The organism is Azospirillum melinis (assembly GCF_013340935.1).
Taxonomy (GTDB): Bacteria; Pseudomonadota; Alphaproteobacteria; order Azospirillales; family Azospirillaceae; genus Azospirillum; species Azospirillum melinis.
Genome location: NZ_WHOS01000117.1, coordinates 1 through 6421, shown reverse-complemented (window position 1 = coordinate 6421; position 6421 = coordinate 1). Strand labels below are relative to the sequence as shown.

General features: G+C 67.4%; 5 protein-coding genes. 3 read left to right on the top strand and 2 right to left on the bottom strand.

Going from position 1 to position 6421, the window contains the following annotated elements:
- Window positions 1-197 precede the first annotated feature (197 nt).
- Window positions 198-1718 (bottom strand): glucose-6-phosphate dehydrogenase, encoded by a 1521-nt coding sequence (gene zwf / locus GBZ48_RS35385; RefSeq protein WP_174475298.1) that lies wholly within the window; start codon window positions 1716-1718, stop codon window positions 198-200.
- A gap of 138 nt (window positions 1719-1856) precedes the next feature.
- Entirely contained in the window at window positions 1857-3695 is a 1839-nt protein-coding gene (gene edd, locus GBZ48_RS35380) for a phosphogluconate dehydratase (RefSeq protein ID WP_174475297.1), read from the bottom strand.
- A 238-nt stretch (window positions 3696-3933) separates the two neighbouring features.
- On the opposite strand from edd, the gene GBZ48_RS35375 reads away from it, so the two are divergent.
- The 3 genes from GBZ48_RS35375 to GBZ48_RS35365 all read left to right on the top strand — a co-directional run bounded on the left by GBZ48_RS35375 (window position 3934) and on the right by GBZ48_RS35365 (window position 6396).
- A complete protein-coding gene (locus GBZ48_RS35375; protein WP_174475296.1) occupies window positions 3934-4851 on the top strand; it encodes an SIS domain-containing protein in 918 nt (305 codons plus the stop codon).
- Between the two features lie 248 nt (window positions 4852-5099).
- The gene (gene pedF / locus GBZ48_RS35370; protein ID WP_174475295.1) at window positions 5100-5573 is read left to right on the top strand and encodes a cytochrome c-550 PedF; all 474 of its coding nucleotides are present in this window, start codon (window positions 5100-5102) and stop codon (window positions 5571-5573) included.
- A 172-nt stretch (window positions 5574-5745) separates the two neighbouring features.
- The gene (locus GBZ48_RS35365) at window positions 5746-6396 is read left to right on the top strand and encodes a response regulator transcription factor (protein WP_174475294.1); all 651 of its coding nucleotides are present in this window, start codon (window positions 5746-5748) and stop codon (window positions 6394-6396) included.
- The last annotated feature ends 25 nt before the right edge of the window (window positions 6397-6421 follow it).

Sequence of the window (6421 nt, the reverse complement as noted above, 5' to 3'; positions counted from 1 at the left end):
CTGTCAAGCGCCGGTTTGTCGGGCTTCCCGTTCGCGTGTCGGTCGCTGCCGTTTCGGCGGCGCCGGCGTCGTTCGCGTCGGGAGGCGTCTTATATGCGGCCTCCACCCAACCGCGCAAGAACTTTCTGCATCCCCATGACGATTTTTTTGACCGCAAGGCGGAAGGGGCGCCGGAACACCCGGCGCCCCCCTGCCCGTCAGAAGGCGGCCGACGGGATTTCGTCGTCATGCCAAGTGCGGCCGTCACGCTCGATCAGAGCGATGGATTGCGAAGGCCCCCAGGTGCCGGCGATATAGGGCTTCGGCATTTCATGCCGGGACATCCAGCCGTCGATGATCGGCTCCGCCCATTGCCAAGCCGCCTCGACCTCGTCGCGGCGCATGAACAGGGTGGAGTTGCCGCGCACCACATCCATCAGCAGACGCTCGTAGGCATCCGGGAACCGGCCGCCGAAAGTCTGGGCGAAGCTGAGATTCAGCGCCGCCGGCCGCAGACGCATGCCGCCCGGCCCCGGTTCCTTGGTCATCAGATGCAGGCGGATGCTCTCGTCGGGCTGGAGCCGGACGATCAGGCGGTTGGCCTGTAGCTCCCCTGCCCCTTGCGGGAAGATCGAATGACGGATCGGCCGGAACTGGATGACGATCTCCGACATCTTGGCCGGCAGGCGCTTGCCGCTGCGCAGATAGAAAGGCACGCCGGCCCAGCGCCAGTTGTCGATCTCCAGCTTCAGCGCAACGAAGGTCTCGGTGCCGCTGCCGGGCGGGATGCCGGGTTCGTCGAGATAACCGGGCACAGCACCACCGGCCACCGCGCCGGCGCGATACTGACCGCGGACGGTGCAGCCGCCGACCTCGTCCGCCCCGATGGACTTGAGCGAGCGCAGGACCTTCAGCTTCTCATCGCGCACCGATTCCTGGGCGAGCGAGATCGGGCATTCCATGCCGACCAGACAGACGAGCTGAAGCAGGTGGTTCTGGACCATGTCGCGCAGGGCGCCGGACTGGTCATAATAGCCGCCGCGCTCCTCCACGCCGACCGTTTCGGCGACGGTGATCTGCACATGGTCGATGTGGTCGGCATTCCACAGCGGCTCGAACAGGGAGTTGCCGAAGCGCAGAGCCAACAGGTTCTGCACCGTCTCCTTACCGAGATAATGGTCGATGCGGTAAATCTGCTGTTCGGTGAAGACGGCGCCGACGCGGTCGTTGATCTCCTGCGCCGAGGCGAGGTCGCGGCCGATGGGCTTTTCCAGAACAACGCGCGACTCCGGAGTGGCAAGGCCGAAGGCGCGCAGTTGATCGCTGACCGGACCGAACAGGCTGGGAGAGGTGGCGAGATAGAAGATGCGCACGGCACCGCTGCTGCGCGAGGGCGGGTTGTTCAGCCGCTCCGCCAGTTCGTCCCAACCATTGTCCGAGGTGGCGTCGACCGGGACATAGTCCAGCCGCTCCAGGAAACGGGCAACCAGGGCGGTATCGCGTTCGTCGGCCGGCACATGCTCACGGATCGCCTCCTCCGCCTTGGCGCGGTAGTCGGAGGGAGCGAGCGGGCTGCGCGAGACGCCGATGATACGGCTGCCGTCGGCCACCTGCCCCGCCTTGTCGCGCAGGTAGAGCGCCGGCAGCAGCTTGCGCAGGGCCAGATCGCCGGTGCCGCCGAACACTGTATAGTCGAAGGGAGGCAGTGCGGGGGCTGCACCGGTGGAGCGGGAGTGCATCTTCGGACCTCTCGACGTCGATGGCACGGTGCCTTTGGTCTGCCCGTGCATCATGGTGCCACAGGGATGGGCCGGTCACAATGCGGGGCCGGCACGGCCCGATGCCAGCCCACGGTTCCAGGATTCTGTCCTGCGGGATCAACCCAGCAAGTTGAGGACGGAGGCACCGCTCTCCGCCGGGCCGGCATTGTTGCGGAACAGGGAGAACAGTTCCCGCCCGCAGCCATGGGAGGCATCCTCGCTCGGCGGCGGGGGAGCGCCACGGCTCTCCCACTCCGCGGTATCGACCAGGGCGTTCAGCGTTCCGGCCTCTGCATCCAGCCGCAGGATGTCGCCGTCCCGGACGCGGCCGAGTGGACCGCCGCCTTTCACCTCCGGCGTGACGTGGATGGCGGCCGGCACCTTGCCCGACGCACCGGACATGCGGCCGTCGGTCACCAGCGCGACCTTGAAGCCCTTGTCCTGCAACACACCCAGCGGCGGGGTCAGCTTGTGCAGTTCCGGCATGCCGTTGGCGCCGGGGCCCTGGTAGCGGACGACAACGATCACATCGCGGTCGAGTTCGCCGGCGCGAAAGGCGGTCTGGACCGCCTCCTGGCTGTCGAAGACGCGGGCCGGGGCCTCGACAAGACGATGCTCCGGCTTGACCGCCGACGTCTTGATGACGCCACGGCCGAGGTTGCCGGTCAGCACGCGCAAGCCCCCTTCGGCGGCGAAGGGCGCCGCGGTGGTGGCGACGACCGACGGGTCGCCGCTCTGGTCGGTGGCGGCACGGGTCCAGGTCAGGGCACCGCCCTCGTCCAGTTCCGGCATGCTGCGGTACGGCTCCAGCCCACCATCGCCATGGATGGTGGAGATGTCGGTGTGGAGCAGACCGGCGTCGATCAACTGACCGATGACGAAGGGCATGCCGCCGGCCTGATGGAAGCGGTTCACGTCGGCGCTGCCGTTGGGGTAGACGCGGGCCAGCAGCGGGACGACCGCCGACAGCTCCGAGAAATCCTCCCAGTTCAGTTCGATGCCGGCGGCTGCGGCGATGGCCGGGATGTGCAGGGTGTGGTTGGTCGAGCCGCCGGTGGCCAGCAGTCCGACGATGCCGTTGACCAATGCGCGCTCATCGACGATGCGGCCGATGGGAGTGCCGGCGCCGGGGGCGGTCATCGCCACCACCCGGCGGGCGGCGGCATCGGTCAGCGCGTCGCGCAGCGGCGTGTTGGGGTTGACGAAGCTGGCGCCCGGCAAATGCAGGCCCATGATCTCCATCAGCATCTGGTTGGTATTGGCGGTGCCGTAGAAGGTGCAGGTGCCCGGCGCGTGGTAGGACTTGGACTCCGCCTCCAGCAACTCCTCGCGACCGACCTTGCCCTGGGCATAGAGTTGGCGCGCCTTGGCCTTGTCGGCATTCGACAGGCCCGACGGCATCGGGCCGGCCGGGACGAAGATCGTCGGCAGATGGCCGAAGGCGAGCGATCCGATCACCAGGCCGGGAACGATCTTGTCGCAGATGCCCAGGCACAGGACGCCGTCGAAGGTCGCGTGGGAGAGTGCGACGCCGGTCGCCAGCGCGATCACGTCGCGGCTGAACAGCGACAGCTCCATGCCCTCGTAACCCTGGGTGACGCCGTCACACATGGCGGGCACGCCGCCGGCGACCTGCGCCACGCCGCCGGCCGCGCGAACCGACTCGCGGATCATCGCGGGATAGCGCTCGTAGGGCTGATGGGCGGAAAGCATGTCGTTGTAGGCGGTGACGATGCCGATCGACGGCTGTGTCTCGCCGCGCAGCGCCGCCTTGTCGTTCGTGCCGCAGGCCGCGAAGGCGTGGGCGAGGTTGGCGCAGCCCAGGCGATGGCGGCGCGGCTTTCCGCCGGCGCTTTCCAGACGCGCCAGATAGGCGGCACGGCGGTCGCGGCTGCGCTCCGCAATACGCTCCGTCACGCGGGCGACGACAGAATTCAGGGGGGCGGGCTTGCTCATGATCGCGTCTCGACCGTTTGTGGGAGGCGATGATTTCCGGAACGGACCATACGCCTGGGAGGACGGGCTGTGAAGAAAAATTTTTTCATAAATAGGGTGGCTCGGCTGGATTTCTCGCCATTTACGGCAAAATTCTTCATAGTGATGGCAGTGCCGCTCCGGACGCTGCCGCCTTTGCGATGGTCCAGCGGCCGGCGCCTCGCGGAATCGGCTCCTTCCAGGGAAGCAACTCTACGCCATGACATCCCCGGTCAACAGCACAGCCGCCTCCCCTACACCATTGGATATACTGGATGAGATTCGCCGGTTGCGAAGCGAGCTGAAACGGTCGGAGGGGCAGATCGCCGATCTGGTACTGGCCGATCCGCGGCGGGTGCTCGATCTGAACGTCACGTCGCTGGCGCAGGCGGCGGAGGTCAGCGAGGCGACGGTGGTGCGTTTCTGCCGCAGCGTCGGCTGCGCCGGCTTCCCGGACTTCAAGCTGCGGCTTGCCGAATCCCAGGCACGGGATGCCTTGCGCGACGAGGTGCGCGGCGGCACCCCCTATGTCAGCAAGGATGTCGCGCCGGACGACGATGTCGGAACACTGGCGCGAAAAATTTTTTCATCGAGTGCTGCGGCTCTGACCGCGGCATCGTCCACGCTGGACGATGAAGCGCTGGACTGTGCCATCGCCCTTCTTGCGGGCGCATCGCGGGTGTTGTGCGTCGGCACCGGCGGGTCGAGCGCACTGGCCCAGGACGCCGCGCACAAGCTGCTGCGCTTCGGCGCCGACGCCCAGCCCTGCGCCGATCCGGTGCTGGCGCGCATGCTGCTGGTCAACATGACGGCCGGCGGGGTGCTGCTGGCGCTGTCCAACACCGGGCGCAGCGGGACGATCAACGAACTGGCGGCGGCGGCGCGGTCGCAGGGCACGGCAGTGGTGGCGATCACCGCGCCGCGGTCGCCTCTGGCCGCGATGGCAAGCGTCGTCATCGCCAGCCGGCCGGTGGAGGATACCGAGATGTACACGCCGATGGCCTCGCGGCTGGTGCATCTGACGCTGATCGACGTGCTGTCGACAGGGGTGGCGCTCCGGCTGGGCGATCCGGCGGTGCGGCAGCTGGCGAAGGTGAAGGCGGCGATCAATGCCGGGCGGCTGCCGCCGCTGACCTGACTGCAGGTTCCCGGCGGGTTCCCGGCGGCTTGCCCTTTGCGTCATCCGACCATAGACCAAGCCGCCGCGGCGCAATTCCGACCTTGCTGGCGGGTCTTGTACCATCGTCGAATAATTAAGCGAACGAACGATTGCTATCCTCGGCCGCAATCCGGCCCCGCAACCGTCAAGCACCTCCACGAAGCGCGGAGTCTGCGGCACGGCACAAAGCGGGAGCCCAAAGACGGATGCAGGAAGAGGACGCACAGATGACGCAGAGGCCCGCCAAGCCGCCCGCCCGGCCCCGCCGGCTCGCTCCTTTCGCTCCGCTTGCCCTGGCCGGGCTGTTGACGGCGGCGCTGTGGGCGGCGCTGTGCGGTCCGGCTCACGCCCATGGGGATGTCGTGCCGCAGCCGGTGGACACCGCCGGGCTGGAGAAGCTGGGTGAGACGTGGCGGGACAGCAATCCTTACCGTGGCAACCCGCGCGCCGTCGAGATCGGTGCGTCGGCCTTCAACCAGAACTGCGCGCGCTGCCATGGGCTGGGTGCGGTGTCCGGCGGCATCGCCCCCGACCTGCGCTATCTGGAGAAGGGCGATGCCGGCGACGAGTGGTTCAAGGAGCGTGTCACCAACGGCTCGATCCGCAACGGCGTCACCTACATGCCGCAGTTCGGCGACGCCCTGGGGCAGGAGGCGCTGTGGTCGATCCGCTCCTGGCTGGAAACCGTGCACGAGGAGTGACGGTCCACTCCAACCGAAGGGGAGTACATCCGATGGCGGTGCGACATGTTCGCGCACAAAACAATTTGGGTCGTTCGCGTTGTTGCACCCGTCCATTTCGCTCTGACACAATGGAGGCGGGACGCTGTCCCAATCTTCATCTTTTCTGCCGCTGTGCAGGGAACCGCAGGCCATGACCCGGATCCTGATTGCCGATGACCATCCGATGGTGCGCGACGCTTTGCGCAGCGCGGTGCTCTATTCCTGCCAGGCCACCGACGTGATGGAGGCGGACCGGCTCGACAGCGTCATGCAGGCGCTGGAGGAACGGGGCGACCTCGATCTCGTGCTGCTCGACGTCAACATGCCGGGCATGAACGGCCTGGGGGGGTTGCGCACGTTGCGCCAGCGCTTTCCGGCGACGCCGGTCGTCGTCGTCTCCGCCCATGAGGAACGCCGCTGGGTGCGCGAGGCGATGGAGAGCGGGGCCGCCGGCTTCATTCCAAAATCGACCCCGCGCGACGCCATCGCCGCCGCCCTGCGCCAGGTCCTGAACGGTGAGCTTTACGTTCCTCCCCAAGCCGCGGAAGAGGCGACCGCCGACGAGGCCGAGGATGCCGAAACCGCGGAGATCGCGCGGCGCATCTCCACCTTGACCGCGCAGCAGCTGCGGGTGCTGGAGCTTCTGGGCACCGGCAAGCTGAACAAGGAAATCGCCTTCGACCTCAGCATCACCGAGACGACGGTGAAGGCCCATGTTTCGGCAATCCTGCAAAAGCTGAAGGTCTACAGCCGCACCCAGGCGGTGGTGATTGCCAACCGTGTGCTGGCCGACCGGCGGTGAGGACCTGTAGGCACTCCCCCCCACC